This is a genomic window from Streptomyces sp. NPDC046859 (genome assembly GCF_040645135.1).
Taxonomy (GTDB): Bacteria; Actinomycetota; Actinomycetes; order Streptomycetales; family Streptomycetaceae; genus Streptomyces.
In genome coordinates, this window is the sequence record NZ_JBEYXR010000012.1 from 93,654 (window position 1) to 119,700 (window position 26,047).

General features: G+C 72.8%; 22 protein-coding genes. 5 read left to right on the forward strand and 17 right to left on the reverse strand.

The window, feature by feature from the left end; all coding sequences use genetic code 11:
- Position 1 precedes the first annotated feature (1 nt).
- The 4 genes from ABZ899_RS19555 to ABZ899_RS19570 are packed head-to-tail and all read right to left on the reverse strand — an operon-like array spanning position 2 to position 6,168.
- Positions 2 to 1,951: an ABC transporter permease subunit gene (locus ABZ899_RS19555; protein WP_361347483.1), complete on the reverse strand. Its 1,950-nt coding sequence runs from the start codon at positions 1,949 to 1,951 to the stop codon at positions 2 to 4.
- On the reverse strand, positions 1,951 to 3,054 hold the full coding sequence (locus ABZ899_RS19560) for a glycine betaine/L-proline ABC transporter ATP-binding protein (protein ID WP_361347486.1): 1,104 nt from the start codon (positions 3,052 to 3,054) through the stop codon (positions 1,951 to 1,953). The genes ABZ899_RS19555 and ABZ899_RS19560 overlap by 1 nt, the downstream gene beginning before the upstream one ends.
- Positions 3,054 to 4,583, reverse strand: a complete 1,530-nt coding sequence (locus tag ABZ899_RS19565; protein ID WP_361347489.1) for a GMC oxidoreductase — start codon at positions 4,581 to 4,583, stop codon at positions 3,054 to 3,056. Before ABZ899_RS19565 ends, ABZ899_RS19560 begins: the two co-directional genes overlap by 1 nt.
- 58 nt (positions 4,584 to 4,641) lie before the next feature.
- On the reverse strand, positions 4,642 to 6,168 hold the full coding sequence (locus tag ABZ899_RS19570; RefSeq protein ID WP_361347492.1) for an aldehyde dehydrogenase family protein: 1,527 nt from the start codon (positions 6,166 to 6,168) through the stop codon (positions 4,642 to 4,644).
- A gap of 188 nt (positions 6,169 to 6,356) precedes the next feature.
- On the opposite strand from ABZ899_RS19570, the gene ABZ899_RS19575 reads away from it, so the two are divergent.
- Complete coding sequence (locus ABZ899_RS19575) at positions 6,357 to 6,527, forward strand: hypothetical protein (RefSeq protein WP_361347495.1); 171 nt, start codon at positions 6,357 to 6,359, stop codon at positions 6,525 to 6,527.
- Between the two features lie 31 nt (positions 6,528 to 6,558).
- On the opposite strand, the gene ABZ899_RS19580 is transcribed toward ABZ899_RS19575, so the two are convergent.
- The 8 genes from ABZ899_RS19580 to ABZ899_RS19615 all read right to left on the reverse strand — a co-directional run bounded on the left by ABZ899_RS19580 (position 6,559) and on the right by ABZ899_RS19615 (position 15,178).
- Complete coding sequence (locus tag ABZ899_RS19580) at positions 6,559 to 7,200, reverse strand: hypothetical protein (protein WP_361347498.1); 642 nt, start codon at positions 7,198 to 7,200, stop codon at positions 6,559 to 6,561.
- A gap of 273 nt (positions 7,201 to 7,473) precedes the next feature.
- Positions 7,474 to 7,857 carry a hypothetical protein gene (locus ABZ899_RS19585; protein ID WP_361347501.1) on the reverse strand — a complete coding sequence of 128 codons (384 nt, stop codon included), beginning with the start codon at positions 7,855 to 7,857 and terminating at the stop codon, positions 7,474 to 7,476.
- A 40-nt stretch (positions 7,858 to 7,897) separates the two neighbouring features.
- Positions 7,898 to 9,757 (reverse strand): hypothetical protein, encoded by a 1,860-nt coding sequence (locus tag ABZ899_RS19590; RefSeq protein ID WP_361347504.1) that lies wholly within the window; start codon positions 9,755 to 9,757, stop codon positions 7,898 to 7,900.
- A 285-nt stretch (positions 9,758 to 10,042) separates the two neighbouring features.
- Positions 10,043 to 11,032 carry a malate dehydrogenase gene (locus ABZ899_RS19595; RefSeq protein WP_361347507.1) on the reverse strand — a complete coding sequence of 330 codons (990 nt, stop codon included), beginning with the start codon at positions 11,030 to 11,032 and terminating at the stop codon, positions 10,043 to 10,045.
- Positions 11,033 to 11,408: 376 nt separating this feature from the next.
- On the reverse strand, positions 11,409 to 12,632 hold the full coding sequence (locus tag ABZ899_RS19600) for a DUF2690 domain-containing protein (RefSeq protein WP_361347509.1): 1,224 nt from the start codon (positions 12,630 to 12,632) through the stop codon (positions 11,409 to 11,411).
- A gap of 452 nt (positions 12,633 to 13,084) precedes the next feature.
- Positions 13,085 to 13,651, reverse strand: a complete 567-nt coding sequence (locus ABZ899_RS19605) for a helix-turn-helix transcriptional regulator (protein ID WP_361347511.1) — start codon at positions 13,649 to 13,651, stop codon at positions 13,085 to 13,087.
- 206 nt (positions 13,652 to 13,857) lie between these two features.
- Positions 13,858 to 14,334 (reverse strand): DUF3017 domain-containing protein, encoded by a 477-nt coding sequence (locus ABZ899_RS19610; protein WP_361347513.1) that lies wholly within the window; start codon positions 14,332 to 14,334, stop codon positions 13,858 to 13,860.
- Complete coding sequence (locus ABZ899_RS19615) at positions 14,324 to 15,178, reverse strand: bifunctional methylenetetrahydrofolate dehydrogenase/methenyltetrahydrofolate cyclohydrolase (protein ID WP_361347516.1); 855 nt, start codon at positions 15,176 to 15,178, stop codon at positions 14,324 to 14,326. Before ABZ899_RS19615 ends, ABZ899_RS19610 begins: the two co-directional genes overlap by 11 nt.
- A gap of 267 nt (positions 15,179 to 15,445) precedes the next feature.
- Between ABZ899_RS19615 and ABZ899_RS19620 the strand changes: the two genes are divergently transcribed.
- Positions 15,446 to 16,063 (forward strand): hypothetical protein, encoded by a 618-nt coding sequence (locus tag ABZ899_RS19620; RefSeq protein WP_361347519.1) that lies wholly within the window; start codon positions 15,446 to 15,448, stop codon positions 16,061 to 16,063.
- A 311-nt stretch (positions 16,064 to 16,374) separates the two neighbouring features.
- Entirely contained in the window at positions 16,375 to 16,977 is a 603-nt protein-coding gene (locus ABZ899_RS19625) for an ALF repeat-containing protein (RefSeq protein ID WP_361347521.1), read from the forward strand.
- Between the two features lie 70 nt (positions 16,978 to 17,047).
- On the opposite strand, the gene purH is transcribed toward ABZ899_RS19625, so the two are convergent.
- Complete coding sequence (gene purH, locus ABZ899_RS19630; RefSeq protein WP_361347523.1) at positions 17,048 to 18,613, reverse strand: bifunctional phosphoribosylaminoimidazolecarboxamide formyltransferase/IMP cyclohydrolase; 1,566 nt, start codon at positions 18,611 to 18,613, stop codon at positions 17,048 to 17,050.
- Positions 18,610 to 19,239: a phosphoribosylglycinamide formyltransferase gene (purN, locus tag ABZ899_RS19635; protein WP_361347526.1), complete on the reverse strand. Its 630-nt coding sequence runs from the start codon at positions 19,237 to 19,239 to the stop codon at positions 18,610 to 18,612. Before purN ends, purH begins: the two co-directional genes overlap by 4 nt.
- A 309-nt stretch (positions 19,240 to 19,548) precedes the next feature.
- Here purN and ABZ899_RS19640 point away from each other — a divergent pair, with 309 nt between their 5' ends.
- Entirely contained in the window at positions 19,549 to 20,346 is a 798-nt protein-coding gene (locus ABZ899_RS19640; protein WP_361347528.1) for a hypothetical protein, read from the forward strand.
- A gap of 43 nt (positions 20,347 to 20,389) precedes the next feature.
- Here the strand turns inward: ABZ899_RS19640 and ABZ899_RS19645 are convergent, their stop codons facing one another.
- The gene (locus ABZ899_RS19645; protein WP_361347750.1) at positions 20,390 to 22,444 is read right to left on the reverse strand and encodes a DUF6350 family protein; all 2,055 of its coding nucleotides are present in this window, start codon (positions 22,442 to 22,444) and stop codon (positions 20,390 to 20,392) included.
- Between the two features lie 113 nt (positions 22,445 to 22,557).
- Between ABZ899_RS19645 and ABZ899_RS19650 the strand changes: the two genes are divergently transcribed.
- On the forward strand, positions 22,558 to 23,664 hold the full coding sequence (locus tag ABZ899_RS19650; protein ID WP_361347531.1) for a helix-turn-helix domain-containing protein: 1,107 nt from the start codon (positions 22,558 to 22,560) through the stop codon (positions 23,662 to 23,664).
- Between the two features lie 95 nt (positions 23,665 to 23,759).
- On the opposite strand, the gene sucD is transcribed toward ABZ899_RS19650, so the two are convergent.
- Together sucD and sucC are read right to left on the reverse strand one after the other, a co-directional pair.
- Entirely contained in the window at positions 23,760 to 24,644 is an 885-nt protein-coding gene (gene sucD / locus ABZ899_RS19655; protein WP_361347534.1) for a succinate--CoA ligase subunit alpha, read from the reverse strand.
- A 27-nt stretch (positions 24,645 to 24,671) separates the two neighbouring features.
- Positions 24,672 to 25,853 (reverse strand): ADP-forming succinate--CoA ligase subunit beta, encoded by a 1,182-nt coding sequence (sucC, locus tag ABZ899_RS19660; protein ID WP_361347537.1) that lies wholly within the window; start codon positions 25,851 to 25,853, stop codon positions 24,672 to 24,674.
- Positions 25,854 to 26,047 lie beyond the last annotated feature (194 nt).

Here is a 26,047-nt window from a genome sequence, read left to right on the forward strand (position 1 = left end):
GTCAGGCTCCCTTCCTCGCGCGGCGTTCGGTCGGCTGGGTCACCCGGTCGAGCATCAGGCCGAGGCAGACGATCGCGGCACCGGCCACCAGACCGGTCGCCAGGTCGCCCTGCGCGAGGCCGAAGACGACGTCGTAGCCGAGCGCGCCCCCACCGACCAGGCCGCCGATGATGACGACGGCGAGGACCAGGACGACGCCCTGGTTGACGGCGAGCAGCAGCGCGGAGCGGGCCAGCGGGAGCTGGACCTGGCGGAGCTGCTGGGCGGGGGTCGCGCCCAGCGAGCGGGCCGACTCCAGGGCGGCCGGGTCGACCTGGCGCAGGCCCTGCGTGGTGATGCGGACGACGGCGGGCAGCGCGTAGACGACGGCCGCGGCGACCGCGGGGGCGCGGCCCACGCCGAACAGGGCGACGACCGGGATGAGGTACACGAACTGCGGCATCGTCTGGAAGACGTCCAGGACGGGCCGCAGCAGCCGTTCGACACGGTCGCTGCGGGCGGCGGCGACACCGGTCGCGAAGCCCAGGACCAGGGTGACGGCGACGGCCGCGAGGACCTGGGAGAGCGTGTCCAGCGACGGCTTCCACACGCCGAGCACACCGATCGCGGCCATGGCGAGGACGGCGGTCAGCGCGGTGCGCCAGGTCCCGATCAGCCAGGCCGGAGCGGCGACGAGCAGCAGGACCGCCCACCACGGCAGCCCCTGCAGGCCGTCGCGCACCGGGTCGAGGACCCAGGTGGTGAAGTGGCCGGCCCAGTCGGCGGTGCCGCCGACGACGGGCACACCGGAGTAGAGGTGCGCGGTCATCCAGTCGACGGCGCGGTTGACGGGCTCGGCGATGTTCACGACCCACGCGTCGGGCCAGTCGACCCGGCCCGCGAGCCGTCCGGCGACGGCCACCGCGACGGCACCGGCCAGCGCGTACAGCCACAGCCGCCGGCCGTGGGGGCGCGGCTCCTCGCCGAGCGCCTCCCCGGCGGCGCCGGTGACACGGTCGAGGACGACGGCGAGCAGCACGATCGGGATGCCCGCGGCGAGCGCGGCACCGACGTCGACCGAGGCCAGCGCCTGGTAGACGCGGTCACCGAGGCCGCCCGCGCCGATGACGGAGGCGATGACCGCCATCGACAGCGCCATCATGATCGTCTGGTTGAGGCCGAGCAGGAGCTCCTTGCGGGCCAGCGGGATACGGGCGGTCAGCAGACGCTGCCGCGCTGTCGCGCCGAGCGACTCGACGGCCTCCAGGACCTCCTTGTCGGCGCCCCGCAGACCGAGGGCCGTGAGCCGCGCCATCGGCGGGGCGGCGTAGACGACGGTGGCGAGGACGGCGGCGGGCACGCCGATGCCGAAGACCAGCACGACGGGCAGCAGGTATGCGAAGGCGGGCAGCACCTGCATGGTGTCCAGGACGGGCCGCAGGACCTTGTCGGCCCGGTCGGACAGACCGGCGGCGAGCCCCAGCAGGGCGCCCACGACGGCCGAGGCGAGGACCGCGACGACCATCAGCGCGAGGGTCTGCGTGGTCGGCACCCACATGCCGAGGAACCCGCAGGCGAGGAACGCGGCGCCGGTCCCGGCGGCGAGCCGCCACCCGGCGACCCGCCAGGCGACGAGGGCGGCGGCGGCGGTGACGCCGGCCCAGCCCGCGGCGAGCAGCACGAGGTACACGCCGCGTACGGCGAGCACGACGGCGTTGCTGATGTGCCCGAAGAAGTAGAGGAACAGCGGGTGGCTGTCGCGGTGGTCGATGATCCAGGTACTGGTGTCGGTCAGCGGTCCGGAGACGTCGACGGTGAGCGCGGCCGGCCAGCTTCCGCTGGACCAGCGGGCGTGGGCCAGCGGCACCAGGATCGCGGCGACGACGGCGAGCAGCGCGAGCTTGCGGACGGCGGGGCGCCCGAGGAGGCCCGGCGACGCGGGGCGCGGGGCGGCGGCGGTGACGGTCGCCATCAGACCACCCCCTTGGGGTGCTCCGTTCCGGCCACGATGCCGAGAAGCCGCTCGTGGTCCACCACCCCCAGGCAGCGGCCGCCCTCGACGACCCGGGCCGGGGAGCCGGTGCGGGCCACGGCCTCGATCGCCTCGGACACCGTGGCGTCGGGCGCGAGGGCCGGTCCGCTCCCGGTCTCGTCGGCGGAGGCGGCCCGCATGGCGGTGCGGACCGTCATGACCTGTTCGCGCGGGACGTCGCGGACGAACTCACGGACGTAGTCGTCGGCCGGGGAGCCGACGATCTCCTCGGGGGTGCCGAGCTGGACGACGCGGCCGTCCCGCATCAGGGCGATGCGGTCACCGAGCTTCAGCGCCTCGCTGAGGTCGTGCGTGATGAAGACCATCGTGCGGCCCTCCTCGTGGTGGAGGCGGACGACCTCCTCCTGCATGTCCCGCCGGATCAGCGGGTCGAGCGCGCTGAACGGCTCGTCGAAGAGCAGGACCTCGGGGTCGACGGCGAGGGCCCGGGCGAGTCCGACGCGCTGGCGCTGACCGCCGGAGAGCTGACCGGGTCTGCGGTGCTCCATGCCTTCCAGGCCGACCTTGGCCACGACCTCGGCGGCCCGCTCGCGGCGCTCGGCCTTGCCGACGCCCTGGATCTCCAGCCCGTACGCCACGTTGTCGAGGACGGTGCGGTGCGGGAGCAGGCCGAAGTGCTGGAAGACCATGGCGGCCCGGTGCCGGCGCAGTTCACGCAGCCGGCCGCGGTCCATGGCGCGTACGTCCTCGCCGTCGATGGCGATGCTCCCGGCGGTCGGCTCGATGAGCCGGGTCAGACAGCGCACGAGCGTCGACTTTCCGGAGCCGGACAGGCCCATGACGACGAACACCTCGCCCTTGCGGACGTCGAAGGAGACGTCCCGCACGGCCGCCGTGCAGCCGGTGCGCGCCCGCAGTTCGGCGGCCGGGAGCGCCGCCAGTTCGGGGTCGGCGGGGACCCGGCGCGCCTTGGGGCCGAAGACCTTCCACAGGCCGTCGACGGAGAAGACCGGCTCGCCGGTCGGGGGTTTCCGGGTCTCGGGTGTCGCGTTCCGAGGCGTCAGGGGAGCTGTCGTACTCATCACGCCTCACCTCCCATCAGGTCCGCCGCCTTCTCCCCGACCATGAGCACCCCGATCATCGGGTTCACCGCGGTCATGGTCGGGAAGACGGAGGCATCGGCTATTCGAATGCCTTCCAGGCCGCGGATCCGCAGTTCGGGATCCACGACGGCCAGTTCGTCGTCGGCGGCGCCCATACGGCAGGTGCCGGCCGGGTGGTACACGGTGTGCGCGACCTTGCGCGCGTACTCGCTCAGCTCCTCGTCGCCGGTGATGTCCGGGCCGGGGCAGACCTCGCGCTTGAGCCAGTGCGCGAGGGGTTCTGATCCGGCGATCTCGCGGGCGATGCGGATGCCGTCGACGAGGGTGCGGGCGTCGTAGTCGTCCTCGTCGGTGAAGTACCGGAAGTCCAGCGCGGGCTTCACGGACGGGTCGGCGCTGGTCAGGTACAGCCGGCCGCGGCTCTTCGGCTTGGGGATGTTCGGCGTCATCGAGACGCCGAACTGCGGCCGCTCGTAGCCCAGTCGCTCCGGGTTGTCCGTGAACGGGATCTGGTAGAAGTGGAACATCAGGTCGGGGCCCTGGTGTTCGGGGTCGCGCCGCACGAACAGGCCCGCGTCGGAGTCCATCGCGGAGTTGTCGGGGATGGGGCCGTTCGTCTCCCAGACGATCACGGACTCAGGGTGGTCGAGCAGGTTCTCGCCGACGCCCGGCAGGTCGTGGGCGACCGGGATGCCCAGCTCGGTCAGGTCCTGCTTCGGGCCGACGCCGGAGTGCAGCAGCAGCCGGGGCGTGTCGACGGCGCCGGCGCACAGGACGACCTCGCGGCGGGCCCGGATCAGCGTCTCCTCGCCGTCCTTGGTCCGCACGTGCACGCCCTCGGCGCGGGTGCCGGCCAGCTCCAGCTTGTACGCCCACGTCTCCAGCAGGATCGTGAGGTTCTCCCGCTCGTCCATCACGGGGTGCAGATACGCCACCGACGCCGAGGAGCGCTTGTTGTCCTCGGGGTGGTAGGCGAGGTCGAAGAAGCCGACGCCGTCGGTGAACGGCTCCTTGTTGAAGCCCTCGACACGCGGTACGCCGAGGGCTTCCTGGGCGGCGTCGACGAAGTCGCGGGCGATGGCGTTGCGGTCCTTCTCGTCGACCGGGACGATGTTGTTCTTCAGCCGGGCGTAGTACGCCTCCATGGGCACCGCGCCCCAGCCCTCGGCGCCGGCCGCCTCCCACTCGTCCCAGTCGGACGGCAGCGGCTTGAACGCGATGAGGGTGTTGTGCGAGGAGCAGCCGCCGAGGACGCGGGCCCGGCTGTGCCGGATGTGGCTGTTGCCGCGCGGCTGTTCGGTCGTCGGGTAGTCGTAGTCCAGTTCGCCGCCGAGCAGGCCCATCCAGCGGCGCAGGGTGAGGACGTCGTCGCGGCCGACGTCGCTGGGGCCGCCCTCGATCACGGCGACGGTGACGTCGGGGTTCTCGGTGAGCCGGGAGGCGATCACGGAACCCGCGGTGCCGCCTCCGACGACGACGTAGTCGTAGACAGGGGTGTTCTCGGACATGAGCGGGGTACTCCAGGGATCTTGCGAAGTCTTGCGCGGTGCGGAGGGGAGGGAGATGTCAGCCGGAGAACCAGCGGACCGGCTGGGGCGCCAGGTTCTGGTAGACGTGCTTGGTCTCCCGGTACTCGGCGAGTCCGGAGGGGCCGAGTTCGCGTCCCACGCCGCTCTTGCCGAAGCCGCCCCACTCCGCCTGCGGGAGGTAGGGGTGGAAGTCGTTGATCCAGACGGTGCCGTGGCGCAGCCGTCCCGCGACCCGGCGGGCCCGGCCGGCGTCGGCGGTCCACACGGCGCCGGCGAGGCCGTACTCGGTGTCGTTGGCGAGGGCGACGGCCTCGTCCTCGGTGCGGAAGGTCTCGACGGTGAGGACCGGGCCGAAGACCTCCTCGCGGACGACGCGCATCTCGCGGTGGCAGTGGTCGAGGACGGTCGGCTCGTAGAACCAGCCGCTCGCCGGGCGGTCGGCGGACGGCTCGGGGCGCCGGCCGCCGGAGCGCAGGACGGCGCCCTCCTTGAGCGCGGACTCGACGTACGCCTCGACCTTGTCGCGCTGCTGCTCGGAGACGAGCGGGCCGCACTCGACGCCGTCGGCGGTGCCGCGGCCGAGGCGTATCTTCTGCGCCCGGCGGGCGAGTTCGCTCACGAAGCGGTCCCGGACGGACTCCTCGACGATGAGGCGGGAGCCCGCCGAGCAGACCTGGCCGCTGTGGATGAAGGCGGCGTTCAGGGCCTGGTCGACGGCGGTGTCGAAGCCCTCGTCGGTGGCGCAGGCGTCGGCGAAGACGACGTTGGGGTTCTTGCCGCCGAGTTCGAGCGCGACCTTCTTGACGGTGGGCGCGGCGGCCTGCGCCACCTTGGTGCCGCTGGCCAGACCGCCGGTGAAGGAGACGAGGTCGACGTCGGGGTGCTCGGAGAGCCGGGCGCCCACGGAGTGGCCGGGGCCGGTGACGATGTTGGCGGCACCGGCCGGCAGGCCCGCCTCGGCGAGCAGGTCGATCAGGGCGACGGTCGTCAGCGGGGTGATCTCGCTGGGCTTGACGACAAAGGTGTTCCCGGCGGCGAGCGCCGGGGCGATCTTCCAACTGGCCTGGAGCAGCGGGTAGTTCCACGGCGTGATCAGGGCGCAGACGCCGACCGGCTCGTGCACGACGACGCTGTGGATGTCGGGGGAACCGGCGTCGACGACCCGGCCGGGGGACTCGGCGGCGACCAGGTCGGCGAAGTACCGGAAGGCGTCGGCGACGCAGTCGATGTCGACGCGTCCCTCCTCGACGGTCTTTCCGGCGTCGCGGCTCTCCAGCAGGCCGAGCTTCTCGCGGTCGCGCACCAGCAGGTCGGCGACCCGGCGCAGCAGGGCCGCGCGGTCGGCGACGGGGGTGCGCGGCCATTCGCCCCGGCCGCCGTCGAAGGCGCGCCGGGCGGCCTCCACCGCCAGGTCGACGTCCTGTTCGTCGCCCTCCGCGACCACGGCGAACGGCGTCGCGTCCGCGGGGTCGAGGATCTCGCGCGTCGCGCCGGAGACGGCGTCGCGCCACTCCCCTCCCACGTGGATGGTGCCGCGTGCCTTCAGTTCCGTACTGTCCGCCATGATCGGTGTTGCCTTCCGTTCCTGTCTCGAACCCGTGCGTCACACAGCCGTCACTCACGGGACCGAGTGCACCTGCCCGCACCCCTCGCTTACATGCGCGATCGGTGAACGAAAGTGCGCGGGGTCACTGAAGATCCACCCATAACTGGACATAAACCCACTCCAGCCCCGGCCGTCACCGGAACGGCATGGTCCGCTCGCCCCTGGACCCGCGCGACAATCGGCCGCGCGTGCTCGAACCGGCCCCGGCGGGCCGAGTCGAGGTGATGGAGCAGGACCGGCGCGCGAGCGCCGTCGCCGCTGCCCTCCTGGAAGGGCTCGGCGCCGCCCGGCGCGCCGAGCTGACCGGCGCAGCTTGAGCGCCGGGGCCGCTCCCGCGCCGGCGCTGCCTCAGCTCGGTGTGAACGCCGACCTGGCGTTCCGCAGTGTCTCCTGTGTCGCGGGCCATTCGTCCGTCGTGCCGCGGACGACCATGGCGTACAGATGGCCGTCGTCCGTCCGGAACACCCGGTCGACGGCCCTGACCCGCTCGCCGAGGTCCTTGCTGTCGTACTCGTAGACGAGTTCGCTCGCGTCGGTCTCGTCGGGGACGGGTCCGCGGCTGATCTCCGTGAAGCCCGGCTGCCCGGAGAGGCCGTCGACGGCGACGTCCAAGGCGTCGTCGGGGGTGAAGCCCGCTTCGACCACCTCGAAGATCTGCAGCAGACCGCGCTCGTCGGGCGAGGTGTAGAAGACGACGGCCCCGCCGTCGCGCTCGCTGCGGGTCCAGCTCTCGGGGACCACGGTGGTGAAGCCCGAGGGGTCCTCGACCAGGCGGTGGCCGACCGGTACGTCGGGTGACTCGGACGCGGCCGAGAACGTGTCATCGGTGGGCCCGGCCCCCTCGGACGTGGCGTCCGAGGACGGTGTCCGGCCGTCCCCGGAGGCGGTGGCCGTGCTCGACGCGGCGCCGCCCGCCTTGCCGTCGCCGTCGTCTCCCGCACCGCCGACCGCGAGCCAGACCGCCAGCGCGGTGACCGCGACCGCCGCCACGACCGCGACGGCGACGACTCCGCCGCGCCGGCCGCCCGGCGCCCCGGGCGGTACGGAGGGGGCGGGCGGCAGGGGCCGGCCGGGCGGGGCCGCCGTGTGCCACCCCCCCGGCGCCCCGCCGCCGGAGCCGTCCGCTCCACCGTCCGTCCCGGGCTGCCGAACGGGACTCGCGGGCGGCGGAGGCGGGGCGGGGGGACCGTCCGCGCCCACCGGCACCCACGACTGGGTCTCCTTGTTCCACCGGACCTCGCCGGCGCCCCCGCCCCCCATCGTTCAGCCCCCGATGAGTCCGGCCACGGCCGTGGCGAGGGCCGTCGCGGACGTGATCGCGCCGAGGACGCCGCCCGACGCCTCGAGGGCCGTACGGAGCCGGGCGAGGACGCCCGGCTGGGCCTGGCCGGTGGTGGTCACCTGCCGCTCGGTTTCCTCCAGGCTCGCGGAGAGTTCCCGCGTCTCGGGCGTGACCGGGTATCTCCTCAGGTCCTCGCCGAGCTCGCGGACGGCCTGGAGCAGCGCCTGGTACGACGCGTCGGCCGGGGCCGACGTCGACGTGTAACTGGCGCCGGCTCCCGCACCGACCGCGATGCCGTTGCCGGTGACGGATCCCCCGACGTACGTGCCGGAGCCCTGGGCGTCGCCCGCAGGTGACTGGTTCATGTCGTCCTCCCGTTGTCTGCTGGTGCTTCGGCGTCCGCCGCTACTTCGACGCGCCGCCGGCACGTGCCGACGAAGGCCCCGACGGCTGGCCCGCCGACGCGGTGGCCTTGCTGTCCTTGCCGACGGCGATGCCGTTGCCCTGGACGGAGCCTCCGACGAACGTCCCGCTGTTGTTGAACACGTTGGTGACCTTCTGCTCGAACTCCGCGATGTCGTACCCCGCGTTCCACAGCGCCTGACGGACCCCGCCCGCGATCCGGTCCTGTATCGACTTCAGATAGCGGGCGACGTCCATCTCCTGGAAGAGGGTCGCCCGGTCGTCCGCGCCCACTTCCCGCACGGCGGCGCCGGGCCCGTCCGGCAGCGTGTCCGCGTGGACGCCGGTGAGCTGGCGCCACTGCTGGGCGACGGCGCGGACCAGGACGCGCAGCGCGTCGCCGGTGGCGGCCGGGACGCGCAGCAGCGCGAAGACGTAACGGCCGAAACCGCCGCGGTGCAGATGCTCGTGCGCCATCCTGTCGGCGGTCGCGAACAGCGGGTCGACCGGCGGCAGTACGTGCGGCGCGACCTCCAGCATCAGCATCCCGCCCTGGGTGTGGACGCGGACGAACACGGTGACGACGATCTCCTCGTCCCAGCCGCCGACCCGGACGCGCAGGAAGTGCCGCCGCTGCTCGCCGCCCTCCTCGACGGCGTCGGCGCGGTGCATCGCGTACGTCTCCGGCGTGTACGGGAAGGCCATCCGGCCCGGCAGCCCTTCCGCGGGCAGGAACACGCACTCGTCCACGACGAGTTCGCGCAGCCGGTCGAGCACGGCGTCGGCCGCCTGCGGGGAAGTGCGGGCCGACGGCTCGCGCAGTTCCTCCAGCAGCGGCCGGATCTTCTTCAGGACCGTGTCGTTGTCGAGCGGCTCCGCGGGCGCGGGCGTCGCCCGGGGCTTGGTGAGGGCGTCGATCGGCGAGTCGCCGTCACTCGTCTCGCGGGGGCGCAGCTCGATCGAGAGGGACCACGGTTCGAACGGCACGCCCGCGCCACGGAACGGATCGGACTTCGCGTAGAGGATCAGTGGCGCGTGCTGCTCCTGGCGGATGCGGCGGCTCAGTTCACGGAACCGCGGCCCGGTCGCGGCCTCGGCCGGGTCGCCGGCCACGTCCGGGAAACGCTGCTTGGACAGCTCGCCCGCGACGGTGCGCGCGAACTGACCGCGCTGCCCCACGCTGAGCAGTGCGAGCAGCAGCGGCAGGACCAGCAGGCACGCGGCGGTGAAGCGGTTGAGGTCCGCGACGTCGCCGGTCAGCAGGTCGGAGAAGCTGAAGTCGCCGCTGCCCCACGAGTCGAGGAAGCCGTCACTGGAATCGCTGAAGGAGTCGGCGACGTACTCGTCGGACGCGGCCTCCTCGGGACCGGCGATCAGCATCCGGACGAGGACGCCGTACACGACGAACAGCGCGATCCGCCCGTACCAGCGCAGCGTGAAGGCGACGAGGCGGCGGATCAGGCCGAACTGCTGCGGAAGTTGCGTGTCGATGGCACGGCTGCCGCCCAGCCGGCGGCCCAGCGCGATCAGGAGGATCGGAAAGACCACCATCATGATCAGCCACTTGGTGAGGAGCGCTGCGACCACCCACAGGCCGGCCATGCCGGCCGCCCAGGCCACCTCCTGACGGCGGGCACGCAGGGCGTGGGCGAGGACCCGGGCCGCGTCGAAGCCGTAGGAGGGAGCGGCGAACCGCTCGCGGTGCACGTACAGCTCGTCGATCACCGCGTCCCGGTAGCCGACGTGCAGATACGTCCCCGCGCACAGCAGCCGGCACGCCTCGCTCCGCGCCGGATCGACCGGACGGCGTTCTCCGGGTCTCGGCTCCGGCGCCCGCTGGGGCGGGAGCTGCGGCTGGGTCATGGATCGTCCCCCCGACACAAAACCGGTCGTTGTTGTCCGAGATTCCACAGCCCTGCATCAACTGCGCTGAGCGGCAAGGGAGTTGACCGGGCCAGGATGGACCAGCATAGGACACCGCTGTGACGCCGGTCACCGGAAGCCGACGTCTCGCCCCTGGCACTCACGTTTCCTGCGCAGCTCCTGCACCGTCTCCTGCGGCGTTGCCGCGGGCAGGCGGAAAACGCACCGGTCCCCGGGCAGCTGCCGCCGCCCGGGGACCGGTGGTGGTGAGTCGGGTCGGACCCGTCAGATCAGGCCGAGGGCGCGGACCGCCTCGCGCTCCTCCTCGAGCTCCTTGACGGAGGCGTCGATACGGGTGCGGGAGAACTCGTTGATCTCCAGGCCCTGGACGATCTCGTACTTGCCGTCCTTCACGGTGACCGGGAAGGAGGAGATGAGGCCCTCGGGGACGCCGTAGGAGCCGTCCGACGGGATGCCCATGGAGACCCAGTCGCCCTCGGCGGTGCCGTTGACCCAGGAGTAGACGTGGTCGATGGCGGCGTTGGCGGCGGAGGCGGCCGACGACGCACCGCGGGCCTCGATGATCGCGGCACCGCGCTTGGCGACGGTCGGGATGAAGTCCTCGGCCAGCCACTTCTCGTCGTTGACGACCTCGGCGGCGTTCTTGCCGGCGATGGTGGCGTGGAAGATGTCCGGGTACTGGGTGGCGGAGTGGTTGCCCCAGATGGTGAGCCGCTTGATGTCGGTGACCGACGAGCCCGTCTTCTTCGCGAGCTGGGTCAGCGCGCGGTTGTGGTCCAGGCGGGTCATCGCGGTGAAGCGCTCGGCCGGTACGTCCGGGGCGGCGGCCTGCGCGATGAGCGCGTTGGTGTTCGCCGGGTTGCCCACGACGAGGATCTTGACGTCGTCCGCGGCGTGGTCGTTGATGGCCTTGCCCTGCGGCTTGAAGATGCCGCCGTTGGCCTCCAGGAGGTCACCGCGCTCCATGCCCTTGGTGCGCGGGCGGGCGCCCACGAGCAGACCGACGTTGGCGCCGTCGAAGGCGACGTTCGGGTCGTCGGTGATGTCGATGCCCTGGAGCAGCGGGAACGCGCAGTCGTCGAGCTCCATCGCGGTGCCCTCGGCGGCCTTCAGGGCCGGCGTGATCTCCAGGAGCCGCAGCTTGACCGGCACGTCCGCGCCGAGCAGCTGGCCTGAGGCGATGCGGAAGAGCAGGGCGTAACCGATCTGGCCGGCCGCGCCGGTGACGGTGACGTTCACGGGAGTGCGGGTCATGGCGTTCTCCGTAGGACAGCTGTCGGTGGGTCGTCCCCGCCCCGGGGTGCGGGACGTCAGGATGATCGATCTCTTGGCGTCGAGAGATCCACCGGTCAGGCTATCGCGCATCCGGGAGCGCGCACGGCCGGGTCCCTGTGGCCCGGCCCACAGAGTCGCCGGGATGGCGCGGAACCACCCTGGGGCGCGGGGAAGAGGGGCGGCGGCCACCGGTCCGGGAGAGCAGGACCTGGCGGCCGCCGGGTGGGGGTACCGATGCCGGACTCCCGTGGGGGTATCGGTTCGCGTGCCCAGTAATCCGGCGCCCATTCCTGCCCCGCCGGATTTCCTCACGGGCCCTGGGCGGGCCGCGGAGGCGGCGGGGCGGGGCGGCCCGCTACTGGGTGCAGCCGTCCTGTCCGGCCGGCAGGGTCACACAGGCGACGGCCTCGCCCGCGTCCTTCACCGCCACCATCGGCGTGTAGGCGATCGTGTCACCGGCGGCCGTGATGGAGCCGGTCTCCTTGGCCTTGCCGACCTCGACCGAGACCTCGGCGCCCTGCGACGCCTGGGTGACCCGGCCCCATGCGGCGCCGCACGTCTCGCTGTAGCGCACCTCGACCACGGCCGTGCCGATCGTCGCGGTCTTGGCGGTGGTCACCAGGTCGCCGCTGCACCCCATCGCCTCGGCGTCCTTGCCGGTGCAGGAGTCACCGCTGCACTTCACCCCGGCCGGCAGGTCCTGGCCGGTGGTGGCGCTCGGCGAGGGCGACCGGGTGGCCTCGTCGTCCTTCTTCCCGCCGCCGCCGGTGAGGTACAGGGCCAGGCCGATGACGACCAGCACACCGACGACGCCCGCGAGGAACATCGTCACCCGTCGCCTGCCCGCCCCGGCAGGGGCGGCGGCCCGCCGGTCGGCCCGGGGGCCCTGCGGCGGCTCGCCGAACGAACCCTGCGTACCGGGGGGATGAGCCCCGCCCGGCGCCGGGGACCCGCCGGGTGCCGCCGGGGCACGCCCGGCGGCGGTCGGCGCGGGGCCCCGATAGCCCGCCATGCCCCAGGAGTTGCCGCCGGAGGACTCGGCGTCCCGGGCGTCGCCGGCCTCCCGCGCCGGGCCCGGACGGCCCGAGGAGTCCCGCACGTCGGGGGCGGAGGGCTGGACGGGCACCGTGGGGGACACACCGGCCGGACCGGCCACACCGGGGGCCGCCGTGGCGCTCCCGCCCCGGCGGGCCGCCCTGCCCGTCTTCGCGCCGTCCTTGGCGTTGGCCGGCGGCGGGCCGAACTCGCTCAGCGCCGCGCGGGCCTGGGAGATCCGGATCGCCTCCATGGTCATGTCGTGGCGCATCTCCGAACGGCTCCAGGCACGCTCGGCCAGCTCCCACATCGTCGTCAGGTGCACCGGGTTGGTCCCGGTGACCTCGGCGAGCGCCACGATCGCGCCCTTGGGCGCGAGCAGCCGCCCGTTCAGATACCGCTCCCAGGACGTCTTGCTGTAGCCGGTGCGGTCGGCGAGCGCGGCGATGCTCAGACCACTGCGGTCCACGAGTCTGCGCAACTGGCTCGCGAACTCTCTGACCTGCGGATCCATCTCATCCGGCAAGTCCTTCCAACGAGGCATTGTCCCCCCTCTTCCCCCGGTTGGTGCTGGTGTTACTCGCGATTCCCCCGCGCGTGGTGCCCTCTGTCGAGTCCCCGGTGTGGCTACCCACAGGGATGCGCCCACCAAGGATCTCAGTTCCCGGGGTGGGGGCGCACGGGAGCATCGGGACCGTGGGCATGCACCGTCGCACGCCCGTCAGGTCGCGTCCAGTGTTCCACCGGCTCCCCCGGCCGGCCCACGCAACCCTGGTAGTAAGCCCTTGCAGTCCTCCGGGACACCCCGGGCCGTCCCCGTCGACCACGCTAGCCCGCCCGTCGAACGGCTTCCTCGTACATGCGCGAACTTGTCAACACATCGCCACATGGAACGCACATAGAAGATCACTCAGGTCGCGGGCGGCGCTTTCGGACACACGCACGAGCCCTCACCCCGGAGGGCACGGCAGGACGCGGGGGCCCCTGACATCCGGCTCAGCCGAACGCGAGGGCGCCGATCAGCGCGGTCAGCGCCAGGAGGGCGGCGAGCAGCACGGCCGCCGTCAGCAGCCGCCTCGACGGGGACGGGCGGGCCGGCAGGGGCGCGTCCCACCACGGCAGGGTCGGCTCGTCCTCGTAGTCGTCGCCGGGGTCCCGCTCGGCGTCGGCCGCCGCGGGTCGCCCGGGGACCGGAAGCGTGGCGTCGTCCGCCGCGTGGCGCCCGGGGTCCGCAGGCGTGGCGTCGGCCGGCTCGGTGCCCTCCGGCTTCCCCGGGGGCGTCGTCTGCTTCGGCCACACCTTGACCGCCAGCTCCCAGCGCACCCCGAACCGGTCCGCCTCCTCCGCCCCGGTCCCGGCGACCCGGCACAGCGCGACGACGGCCTGCCGGGGCGGCGGCTGGGTGGCGTTGAGGTAGCGCTGCCAGGAGGACTTGCTGTACGCGGTGCGCGCGCCCAGCGCGACCAGGCTCAGGCCCGTACGGTCCTTGAGCAGCCGTAACTGCTCCACGAAGTGCCGCACCTCCGGCGGCAGACCCTCGGGCAGCGGCTGCCACGCACCCATCGCTCACCTCCGAACGGACTCGTTCGGGTGACGACTCGACGGCGCGCATTGGTTCCCGGTGCGCGGGGCGTAGCGGAACGGTCACTTCCGTGCCACAGCGCACGGACAGGCGTTGAACAGGGACTCCGCCGTGCCCGAGGGTTGGCGTACGACGGCGGCCCGTCCCTCTTCGGGGGAGGGGACGGGCCGCCGTCGTACGCGGTGTCTCAGTTGTCGACCGTGAAGTGCAACGCGTCCTTGAAGAACGGGACGGTCAGCAGCGGTTTCGGCTGGGCCATCAGCGCCAGCAGCACGATCACCAGTCCCAGCACGCCGTACGTCACCATGTCGGTGAATCGGGAGCGCACGGCGAGCATGCCGACGCTCGGCACGAGCCAGCGCAGCACCGCGCCGAGGAGCAGCGCGCTGCCGATCAGCAGCGTGCCGGCCCGGAACACGTCGAGCGCGGTCACGAGCAGGCCCACGGCGACCAGCCCGCAGACGAGCAGCACCGGCCACTGCCGGGCGGGGGCCGGTGCGTCACCGGGAGCCGCCCGGCCGCCGCCCTCCGGGCGGGCCGTGTCCTTGGTGAACAGCGGGAAGCGCCGGGTGGTCCGCCGGGGCGTGCCGTCCGCGTCCGGCGCACTGATCGGATCCCGGACCTCGATGTCGTCCGCGCCGTCGGCGCCGCCCTCAGCCGACACGGCGCTCCGCCGCCTCGACCACGTTGGCCAGCAGCTGTGCCCGGGTCATCGGGCCCACACCACCGGGGTTCGGGGAGATCCAGCCGGCCACCTCGGCAACACCGGGGTGGACGTCGCCCACGATCTTGCCCTCGGCGCTGCGCGAGACGCCGACGTCGAGCACGGCCGCGCCGGGCTTGACGTCCTCCGGGCGGACCAGATGGGCGGAGCCGGCGGCGGCGATGATGATGTCCGCTCGCTTCAGGTGGGACGAAAGGTCGCGTGTCCCGGTGTGGCACTGGGTCACGGTGGCGTTCTCGCTGCGGCGGGTCAGCAGCAGCGGCATCGGGCGGCCGATGGTGACACCGCGGCCGACGACCACGACCTCGGCACCCTTGATCTCCACGCCGTAGCGGCGCAGCAGGGTGAGGACGCCGTTGGGGGTGCAGGGCAGCGGGGCGGGCTCGTTCAGGACGAGACGGCCCAGGTTCATCGGGTGCAGGCCGTCGGCGTCCTTGTCCGGGTCCATCAGCTCCAGGATGCGGTTCTCGTCGATGCCCTTGGGCAGCGGGAGCTGCACGATGTAGCCGGTGCAGGCCGGGTCCTCGTTCAGTTCGCGGACGACCGCCTCGATCTCCTCCTGCGTGGCGGTGGCGGGCAGTTCGCGCTGGATGGAGGCGATGCCGACCTGCGCGCAGTCGCGGTGCTTGCCGGCGACGTACTTCTGGCTGCCGGGGTCGTCCCCGACCAGGATCGTGCCGAGGCCGGGCGTGACGCCCTTCTCCTTCAGCGCCGCCACGCGGGCGGTCAGGTCGGACTTGATCGCGGCTGCGGTGGCCTTGCCATCGAGAATCTGGGCGGTCATGCCCCCCATCCTCCTTGATGACGCCCTCACTCTTCCAATCCGGGTCCCGGCTGGGACCCCGGCGCATCTCCGGGCGTATCCGTCCATGATCAGCGATGTTGCACTTGCACAACACATAGGGAATGCGGCTGGACAAGTAAGAGCCGACTAAAGAACGATGTGACAGCAGTGCCGCGGGCAGTACCGGGGGGAACGAACCGCATCAGTCACATCTCCTCCGCACCGTGCCGCGCGTCCCCGCACTCGGACAACGGAGGAAAGACCGCCATGAGTTTCGGCGACCCGAACAACCCGTACGGCCCGCCGCCCCAGGGCCAGCCCGGTTACCCGCCGCAGCCCCCGCAGGGACAGCCCGGTTACGGTTACCCGCAGGGCGCTCCCCAGCAGCCGCCCGCCTACGGCTACCCGCAGGGCCAGCCGGCCTACCCCGGCTACCCGGGCGGCCCGATGATGCCCATGGAGATGCCGGGCCTGATGAAGACCGCCCGCGTCTTCCTCTTCATCCTCTCCGGCTTCCAGATCCTGGGCGGTCTCGCCGCCGGCATGGTGGTCGGCATGGTCCAGGACGTGTCCAACGGGGTCGGCTCGGGTGACGACACCGACGCCCTGGCGGGTCTGGGCCTGCTGCTCGCGGCTTTCCTCCTCGGCCTGGGCGCGCTGTCGATCTTCCTGGGTGTGAAGTTCAAGAACGGCGGCAACGGCATCCGCGTCACGACGATCGTGTACGCGTCGCTGATGATCGTCGGTGGCATCGTCAACACCGTGAGCGGCCAGACGGGTTCGGCCACGTTCGGCGGTCTGATCTCGCTCGCCATCGCCGGCATCATCCTGGCCTCGATGGTCAACAGCCAGGCGTCCGCCTGGTTCAACCGCCCGCGTTACTGATCCGCCCGGCCGCCGCGGAAGGCCGCCGGCGGACAGGGATCGCTCCACCACAGCCGAGGCCGTGTCCCCCGCCACCCGGGGGCACGGCCTCGCTGTCGTGTCCGCTCGCGGGCTCGGAAGCGCCACCCAGGCAATGAACACCTGTTCGACATTGCCCGGTTATCGACGTGATCTTGTCAGTGCCTCCCGGCAGGATGGTCATGCGGCTTGTGGCGCACGGGGGTTGGGGGAGGCATGTGCCTCCCGCGTCCGGTGGGCCACGCTTCGTCGCCGAGCCGTGGTCCCTGGAATTCCCTACGGAAGGTTCACCTGTGAGAACGCGTCGCATCGCCCTGGCCCTCGCAGCAAGCGCTCTCGCCCCGGCGCTCCTCGCGGCCGCACCGGCCTTCGCCGCCGACGCGGCCCGGCCCGCCGCCGTCGCCGCGACGTCCGCGCCCGGTACGGGAGTCGACGACCTGTCCGACGACGACGTCCGCGTGGCCGTCGCGCGCATCCTCCACACCGCGACCCGGAACGGCGACAAGGCCGTCATCCGCGAGGCCGACAAGGCCCTCGGCGGCACGATCGAGGACCAGCGCGCCTTCCTGGAGACCGGCTACCGGCTCGCCCAGGCCGAGGACGACGCGGTCGCCACCGCCCGCATCCTCCATGCCGCCACGAAGAACGGCGACAAGGCCGTCATACGCGAAGCCGGCAAGGCCCTGGACGCCAACACCCCGGAAGCCCTGCGCGCCTTCATCGAGACCGGCTACCGCCTCGCCCGGGCCGAGGACGACCGGGTCGCCGTCGCTCGCATCCTCGCCGATCCGACGACCGGCGCCGCCCTGCGCGCGGCGGCCGAGGACGTCATCGACGGCACGCCGGAGGAGTTGCGGTACTTCCTCGAGGTCGGGCGGTACGAGGTCGGCCGGTAGCGGCCGGGAGCGGTCCGGGACGACGGAGGGGCCCGCCGTCCGTCGACGGCGGGCCCCCGGGTCCTGCTACTCAGTGGAAGAAGTGGCGCGTCCCTGTGAAGTACATGGTGGCGCCCGCCTTCTTCGCGGCCTCCACGACCAGCTCGTCACGGACCGAACCGCCGGGCTGGACCACGGCCTTCACACCGGCCTCGAGCAGGATCTCCAGGCCGTCCGGGAAGGGGAAGAAGGCGTCGGACGCGGCGTACGAGCCCTGGGCGCGCTCGGCGCCGGCCCGCTCCACGGCCAGCTTCGCGGAGTCGACGCGGTTGACCTGGCCCATGCCGACGCCGACCGAGGCGCCGTCCTTGGCGAGCAGGATGGCGTTGGACTTCACGGCCCGGCACGCCTTCCAGGCGAACGCGAGCTCGGCCAGCTCCCCGGCGGAGAGCGCCTCGCCCGTCGCCAGGGTCCAGTGGGCCGGGTCGTCGCCCTCGGCCTGCAGACGGTCGGTGACCTGGAGGAGGGCGCCGCCGTCGATGGGCTTGACCTCGACCGGGTTGCCGGGGCGCTCGGGGCAGCGCAGCACGCGGATGTTCTTCTTCTTGGCGAGGGCCTCGAGGGCGCCGTCCTCGTAGTCGGGCGCGACGATGACCTCGGTGAAGATCTCGGCGACCTGCTCGGCCATCTCCCTGCTGACCGGCCGGTTCACGGCGATCACACCGCCGAACGCCGACAGCGGGTCGCAGGCGTGGGCCTTGCGGTGCGCCTCGGCGACGTCCGCGCCGATCGCGATGCCGCACGGGTTGGCGTGCTTGATGATCGCGACGCAGGGCTCGGCGTGGTCGTACGCGGCACGGCGCGCGGCGTCCGTGTCGGTGTAGTTGTTGTACGACATCTCCTTGCCGTGCAGCTGCTCGGCCTTCGCCAGGCCGCTGCCGGTGCCGTCGACGTACAGCGCGGCCGGCTGGTGCGGGTTCTCGCCGTAGCGGAGGGTGCTCTCGCGCTCCCAGGTGGCGCCGAGGAAGTCGGGGAACCGGGAGTCGTCCACGGGGGCGTAGGAGGACGCGAACCAGCTCGCCACGGCCACGTCGTAGGCCGCCGTGTGCTGGAACGCCTCGGCGGCGAGCCGCTTGCGGGTGGCCAGGTCGAAACCGCCGTCGCGGACGGCTCCGAGGACGTCGGCGTACCGGTCGGGGCTGGTGACGACGGCGACCGACGGGTGGTTCTTGGCGGCCGCGCGCACCATCGACGGGCCGCCGATGTCGATCTGCTCGACGCACTCGTCGGGCGACGCCCCGGAGGCCACGGTCTCGCGGAACGGGTAGAGGTTGACGACGACCAGGTCGAACGGCTCGACGCCCAGCTCGGCGAGCTGCTCGCGGTGGCTGTCCAGACGCAGGTCGGCGAGGATGCCGGCGTGCACGCGCGGGTGCAGCGTCTTCACGCGGCCGTCCAGGCACTCGGGGAAGCCGGTGAGCTCCTCGACCTTGGTCACGGGGACGCCGGCCGCGGCGATCTTCGCGGCGGTGGAGCCGGTGGAGACGAGCTCGACACCCGCCTCGTGCAGGCCGCGCGCGAGGTCTTCCAGACCGGTCTTGTCGTAGACGCTGACGAGCGCCCGTCGAATGGCCCGCTTGTTGCTCTCGGCGGTCACTGGATAACTACCTTTCGTCCCTCGATGCGATAGCCGTTGCGGGCGATCCGCCCCACGACCTCGACGAGCAGCCTTCGCTCGACTTCCTTGATGCGCTCGTGCAGAGCGCTCTCGTCGTCCTCGTCCCGGACCTCGACCACGCCCTGAGCGATGATCGGCCCGGTGTCGACGCCGTCGTCGACGAAGTGGACGGTGCAGCCGGTGACCCTGGCTCCGTACGCGAGGGCGTCGCGGACGCCGTGGGCGCCGGGAAAACTGGGCAGCAGGGCGGGGTGGGTGTTGATGAACCGGCCGCCGAAGCGGGCCAGGAACTCCTTGCCCACGATCTTCATGAAACCGGCGGAGACCACGAGGTCGGGCTCGTACGCGGCGACGGCCTCGGCGAGCGCGGCGTCCCACTCCGCACGGCTGCCGTGGTCCTTCACCTTGCGGACGAAGGTCGGGAGCCCGGCGCGCTCGGCCCGGGCGAGCCCTTCGATGCCGTCCCGGTCGGCGCCCACGGCCACGATCTCGGCGCCGTACGCCTCGGATCCGACGGCGGCGATCTCGTCGAGCAGCGCCTGGAGGTTGGTGCCGGATCCGGAGACCAGCACGACAAGGCGCTTGGCCACGGGCTTGGCGGCCACGATGAGCCCTTTCTCGGGGGTGCGTTCTTCTCGCGGCCGGCGGCACGACGAGCACCGCTTGTGCGTTCATACGAATGCGTCGCGCCCCGGGATACGGGGAAGTCTACGAAGCAGCCGACCGCCAGCAACGATACCGGCACCCGGGTACGGCCCCCGTGGGACGGGGGCCCGGCCGGAAGGTAGCGTCTTCGCCGGGGCGGCTCGGGAACGTGCGCGGTGTCCGGTGCGTTCTCGAAGTGACAGCTCAGACAGCCCAGCCAACCCAGCCAGCCCAGACAGCAGCCGACCACAGGGAAGACGCTCGATTTGATGCCGGACCGCAGCCTGCGACTCCACACGCTCCTCCCGCATCCGGTGCAGGGAGGGGCGCACAGCGGCGTGCTGCTGCGGGAGCGCCCCTCCTCACCGCCCGACGCGCCCTCCGGCGGGCAGGGCGGCGACGAGCGGGGCGACGGCCGGAAGCAGGACGACAACCCCTTCGCACCACCCCCCGAGGGCACCCCGGACCGGCCCTGGCAGCCCCGCCGCCCCTCGGGCGGGGACGACGACGCGCAGGGGCAGGGCGACGGTGGCGAGTCCCCGTGGGGCAGCCAGTGGAGCGACCGCCAGCCCGGCCGCTCGTCCGGCGGCGGCTTCGGCGAGCGGCAGCCCCGCGGTGGCCCCGAGGGCCCCGGACCGGGCGGCACCCCGGGCCCGAACCTGCGCTGGGACCCGACGGACCCGGCGCAGCGCCGCGCCCGCTACGCGCTGCTCTCCGGTATGTGGGCCTTCTTCTTCGCCCTGTTCAGCTGGCCCTACGTGGCCCTGCTCCTGGGCGCGCTCTCCCTGTACTGGGGGATCAGCAGCCTGCGCGCCAAGCCGCGCACCCCCGACCCGGACAGCCCGGCCCCCGCGCGGACCGGCGGCCGCCCCCAGACGACCGCCGCGGTCAGCGGCCTGGTCACGGCGTCCCTCGCGCTCGCGGTGGTCGCCGCCGGGTTCACGGCGCAGATGGTCTACAGCGACTACTACACCTGCCGCAGCGACGCGCTCACCAGCGAGGCCCAGCAGTCCTGCAAGCAACTGCTGCCGGAGGAACTGCGAGGGGTGCTCGGCAGCACCGAGTGACGCGTGTCCGGCGGGGTCGTCCGCCGGACGGTCCACGGTCCCGTCAGGCGCCGGCGTCGTCCGGGTGCGGGGAGTCGGGGGGCGTCTTGGGTGTGGGGGCGGTGCCGGCTTCGGACGTGGAGTCGGCGTCTGCCTCGTGCGCGGCTTCCGCCGGGGAGTCCGGGGTGGGCGGCGCCTGCTGGGCGTCCTCGGGCGTCGCGGCGTCCGGTGCGCCTGCCGTGCCCTCGTCGCCGGCCTCTTCCGCCTTCGGCGCCTTCGGGTCCGGCGCCTTCGGGTCCGGCGCCTTCGGGTCCGGCGCCTTCGCTGCGGGGCCCGTGGGGTCGAAGTCGTCCGGCTCGAACGTCGTGTCGTGGTCGTACGCCCCGTACGGCACCTTCTCCGCCGGGTCGTAGGCGTCGTCCCCGTCGTACCGGGCGGCTGAGGCGCCGGGCGGGCCGTCGCTCTGCTGCGGTACGGACTGGTCCTTCACCAGCGCCGTGAACGGACCCGCGCGCCCGCCCGCCGAGGCCCGCTTCCGGGCGCCGGCCGACGTGTCCGGGGAGTCCGCCGGTTCCGGTGAGCGCCCCCGCCGGCCGCCGCCCCGGGACAGCCTCGCTCGCAAGCCGCCCGCCGCCGCCTCGTCCGGGCGCCCGCCCGTGACCGTGCCCGTCGGCGCCCGGGGCGGACCGATCGCCGTGCCCCGTGGCTCCGGGTCCTTCCGGGCGGCGTGCATCAGGCACCGCCAGCCACGGGCGACCACGGCCACCGGGACACCCACCAGCGCGACCCACACCATCGTCGCCGCACCCGCCTGCCACCACACCGGCCCGAACTCCGCCAGGGCACCCCGGCCGACCGGCCCGCCCGACAGCCCGGCCAGCACCGCGACGAGGCACGCACAGATGACGGACGCCAGCAGGGCGGCCGCGGCCGTCCGCAGCGGCGACCAGGTCGGCGCGGCCGGCTGCCGGGCCGGGGGCGGTGCGCCCCTCCCGCCCTGCGTCCGTGGCCCGGACCGCGTCCCTCCGCCGCGGGTCCGACCCGTCTCGGTGGCCCTCTCACCCCGTACGCCGGGATCGGCGCCGGAGCCCCACCGGGCGGCGCCCCGGCCCAGGACCACACCGGCCATCACCGGGACCGCCGCCACCGCCCACTGGAGCGGCCCGGCGACCCCGGCCGACGGCACGGCATCCAGCAGCGGGAAGGGCGGCAGGGGCGGTGCCGGTGCCGAGGTCAGCGGGGCCACCACATGCCCGGCGCCGAGCACGAACCCGGGGCCGAGGGCGTAGGACGCCGCCCACACGGCCGCGTTCGGCACCAGCGCGGCGCACAGCAGCAGGACACCGATCCGGCCCGACCAGCCCTGGGTCAGTCCGGCGAACGTCTGGCGGGCGTCCGTGCCGTGCCACACCAGGGACGCGGCCACCAGCAGCGCCCCGCCGCCGACGAGCGCCGCCGCGCCCGCCCCGGCCGCACGGGCCGCCGCCGCGAGCCGGGCCGGCGCGTCCGGTCCCTGCGCGAGCCGCCGCGCGCGGCCCGGCAGCGCGCCGAGCAGCCCGTGCGCCGCCTCAGGACGGCGCTCGCACGCCGTCCACACGCCCACCCCGGCGACCACCATCACGACGAGAGGCACGCACAGCACGGCCGACAGCCAGGACGGCTTCAGGACACCTCCGCCCGCGTACAGCGCCGCCGCCGTCGCCACGCCGAGGTAGCCGAGCACGACTCCCGCCCAGGCCGTGGGCCCGGGCACGGGCGGGGCGCCGTCCCCGCCGTCCGCCGCCGCGTCCCGGGCCGCCCGGTGCACCAGGCAGACCGGCAGCACGAAGAGCAGCAGCGGGGTGACCCCGACCGGCACGGAGGCCCCGGAGAGGGTGTCGGCGCGGACCAGTTCGGCGCCGTGTCCCAGCAGCCACAGCACGGCGGCGATCCGCAGTGCGCCGCCGGGCCCGCTGTCGGGGTACGGCGAGATGACCCAGAGCACCATCACCAGGACCACGAGGGCCCCGAGCCCGAGCGCCGCGGCGACCGCCCCGTTGAGAAGGCTGGCACTCAGCCCGGGGGTGCGATGGCGCAGCCGTGTGAGCAGGGACGACAGGGGCGTTCGGCGAGCGGTCATCTCGATCACGCCGCCATGCTCCCAACGACACGCGCTCAACCCTCGCAACAGGCGAACCTCCGAAGTGTCGCCCAATATACGTTTATGTACTTTTTCACGCGGAGGGGTGCACTGTGACGCAGAGCCCGGCAATCCCGCTTCCCCCGCCCACGGAGCGCCGACGCCTGCGCGAGGCCGGGTCCTTGACGCAGGCTCAGGTCGCGGAACGGGTCGGCGTCAGCCGCCGCACGGTGCGCGCGTGGGAGACCGACCGTGCGGTTCCGCGGGGCCGGGAGGGCGAGGCGTACCTGGAGCTGCTGAGGTCCCTCGAGGAGCGAAGGGAGCATCAGGGACCCGCGGGTGATGTCGACGTGACGGCGGGTCGAGCGGAGCTGGAGATCGGGGCCGAGGGTGACGGCCCCGATCGCCGGCAGCCCGGCCGACCCCTCACCCCCGCCCAGGCGTTCGACGCGCTCTACGCCTTCTGCGCCCCCGCCCTCGTACGGCAGACCTATCTGCTGACCGGGCGGCGGGAACTGGCGCGGGAGTCCGTCGAGCGGGCCTTCGAGATCGCCTGGCAGCGCTGGCCCGAGGTCGCCCGGGACCCCGACCCGGCAGGCTGGGTGCGGGCGACGGCGTACGACTTCGCCCTGTCGCCCTGGCACCGGTTCCGTCCCCGTTACCGGCATCCCGAGCCCCCGCCCGCCGACACCGCGGACCGGCTCCTGCTCGACCTCCTGCTCGGCCTCACCCCGTCACAGCGCCGCACCCTGCTGCTGTACGACGGTGTGGGGCTCGACCTGCCGGAGACCGCGGCCGAGACCGAGGCCACCACCCCGGTCGCCGCCCACCGCATCCTGCTCGCCCGGGCAGCCCTCGCCACCCGGACGCCCGCCCTGTCCGACCCGGACGATCTTCGTCGCCGGCTGGCCGAACTGGCCTCGGCGGAGCGTCTACGGGCCCCCGCCGCCCCGGCCGTCCGTGAGGGCGGCGAACGCCGGGCCCGGTTCTGGACGCGTGCGGCGATCGCGTTCACCGTGGCGCTGATCGGCACGACCGCGCTGACGCTGCGGACCGCCCCGACCCGCTACGAACCGCCGGTGCCACCGGGGGCGACGGTGCACGGGGTACCGCCGCCGGTGGCGCCGGGGCCGTTGTCGCACAGGGAGCAGGAGCTGCGCGACAAGCTCCGCTCGGAGCCGCATGACGGCCCGGAGCGGCTCGCGCCCCAGCCCTTCTAGAAGCTCCCGGCGCGACGGCCCCGCCGAAACGTCGGTGGGCCCGCCCCCACCCGGGGACGGGCCCACCGACGTAGCGCGCGATGCCGGAGCCGGACTCAGCCGTTCAGGATCTCGCGGGCGAGCTTCGCCGTCTCGGTCGGGGTCTTGCCGACCTTGACGCCCGCGGCCTCCAGGGCCTCCTTCTTCGCCTGGGCGGTGCCGGACGAACCGGAGACGATGGCGCCGGCGTGGCCCATGGTCTTGCCCTCGGGCGCGGTGAAGCCCGCGACGTAGCCGACGACCGGCTTCGTCACGTTGTCCTTGATGAACGCGGCCGCGCGCTCCTCGGCGTCGCCGCCGATCTCACCGATCATGACGATCAGGTCGGTGTCGGGGTCGGCCTGGAACGCGGCGAGCGCGTCGATGTGCGTGGTGCCGATGATCGGGTCGCCACCGATGCCGACGGCGGTCGAGAAGCCGATGTCACGCAGCTCGTACATCATCTGGTACGTCAGCGTGCCGGACTTCGAGACCAGGCCGATACGGCCCGGCTTCGTGATGTCGCCCGGGATGATGCCGACGTTCGACTGGCCCGGGGTGATGATGCCGGGGCAGTTCGGGCCGATGATGCGGGTCTTGTTGCCCTTCTTGCCGGCGTACGCCCAGAAGGCGGCCGTGTCGTGCACGGCGATACCCTCGGTGATCACGACGGCCAGCGGGATCTCGGCGTCGATGGCCTCGACGACCGCGTCCTTGGTGAACTTCTCCGGCACGAAGATGACGGAGACGTTGGCGCCGGTCTTCTCGATGGCCTCCTTGACGGTGCCGAAGACCGGTACCTCGGTGCCGTCGAAGTCCACGGTCTGACCCGCCTTGCGCGGGTTCACACCGCCCACGACCTCGGTGCCGTCACCGAGCATGAGCTTGGTGTGCTTCATGCCCGTGGCGCCGGTCATGCCCTGGACGATGACCTTGCTGTCCTTGTTGAGCCAGATAGCCATGGTGTGTTGTGTCCTCGTCCTGAGTGCTTACTTGGCGGCGTGAGCCAGTTCGGCGGCCTTGTCGGCCGCGCCGTCCATGGTGTCGACGCGCTGCACCAGCGGGTGGTTGGCGTCGGTGAGGATCTGCCGGCCGAGCTCGGCGTTGTTGCCGTCGAGGCGGACGACGAGCGGCTTGGAGACGTTCTCGCCGCGGTCCTCCAGCAGCTTCAGGGCCTGGACGATGCCGTTGGCGACCTCGTCACAGGCGGTGATGCCGCCGAACACGTTGACGAAGACGGACTTGACGTCCGGGTCGCCGAGGATGATCTCGAGGCCGTTCGCCATGACCTGGGCGGAGGCGCCACCGCCGATGTCCAGGAAGTTGGCGGGCTTGACGTTGCCGTGGTTCTCACCGGCGTACGCGACGACGTCCAGGGTGCTCATGACGAGACCCGCGCCGTTGCCGATGATGCCGACCTCACCGTCGAGCTTGACGTAGTTGAGGTTCTTCTCCTTGGCCGCCGCCTCGAGCGGGTTGGCGGCGTCCTTGTCGTGGAGCTCCTCGTACTCGGGGTGGCGGAACTCGGCGTTCTCGTCGAGCGACACCTTGCCGTCGAGGGCGATGACCTCACCGGAGGCGACCTTCGCGAGCGGGTTGACCTCGACGAGGAGGGCGTCCGACTTGATGAAGGTGTCCCACAGCTTGATCAGGACGTTCGCGACCTTGTCCGCGACCTCGGCCGGGAACTTGGCGGCCTCGACGATCTCGCGGGCCTTGGCCTCGTCCACGCCGTCGATGGCGTCGATCGCGATCTTGGCGACCGCCTCCGGACGGGTGGCGGCCACCTCCTCGATCTCCATGCCGCCCTCGACAGACGCGATGGAGAGGAAGGTGCGGTTGGCACGGTCGAGGAGGAAGGAGACGTAGTACTCCTCCAGGATCTCCGGGGCCGTCTCGGCGATCATCACCTTGTGGACCGTGTGGCCCTTGATGTCCATGCCGAGGATGTCCGTCGCGCGGGCGACGGCCTCGTCCGGGGTCGCGGCGAGCTTCACGCCGCCGGCCTTGCCGCGGCCACCGACCTTCACCTGGGCTTTGACGACGGACTTGCCACCGAGACGCTCAGTGGCTGCGCGGGCCGCCTCAGGCGTGTCGATGACTTCACCGGCCAGCACCGGTACATCGTGCTTGGCGAAGAGGTCCCTCGCCTGGTACTCGAACAGGTCCACGCGCTTCCGTCCCTATCAGTGATCTCGCGGTTCGTTGGATGCGTGGGCGTGCCGCGAAGGGCAACGTGACGTCCGCTCTGTCACAGGGGAGGCGCACACGGTGTCCGAGCGCGCGGCATGTCCGTCTCGCAGGTTATCGCCGCCGGGCGGACCTCTCTAAATCGCATGTCACACGTGAGCGGTGATACCTGTCA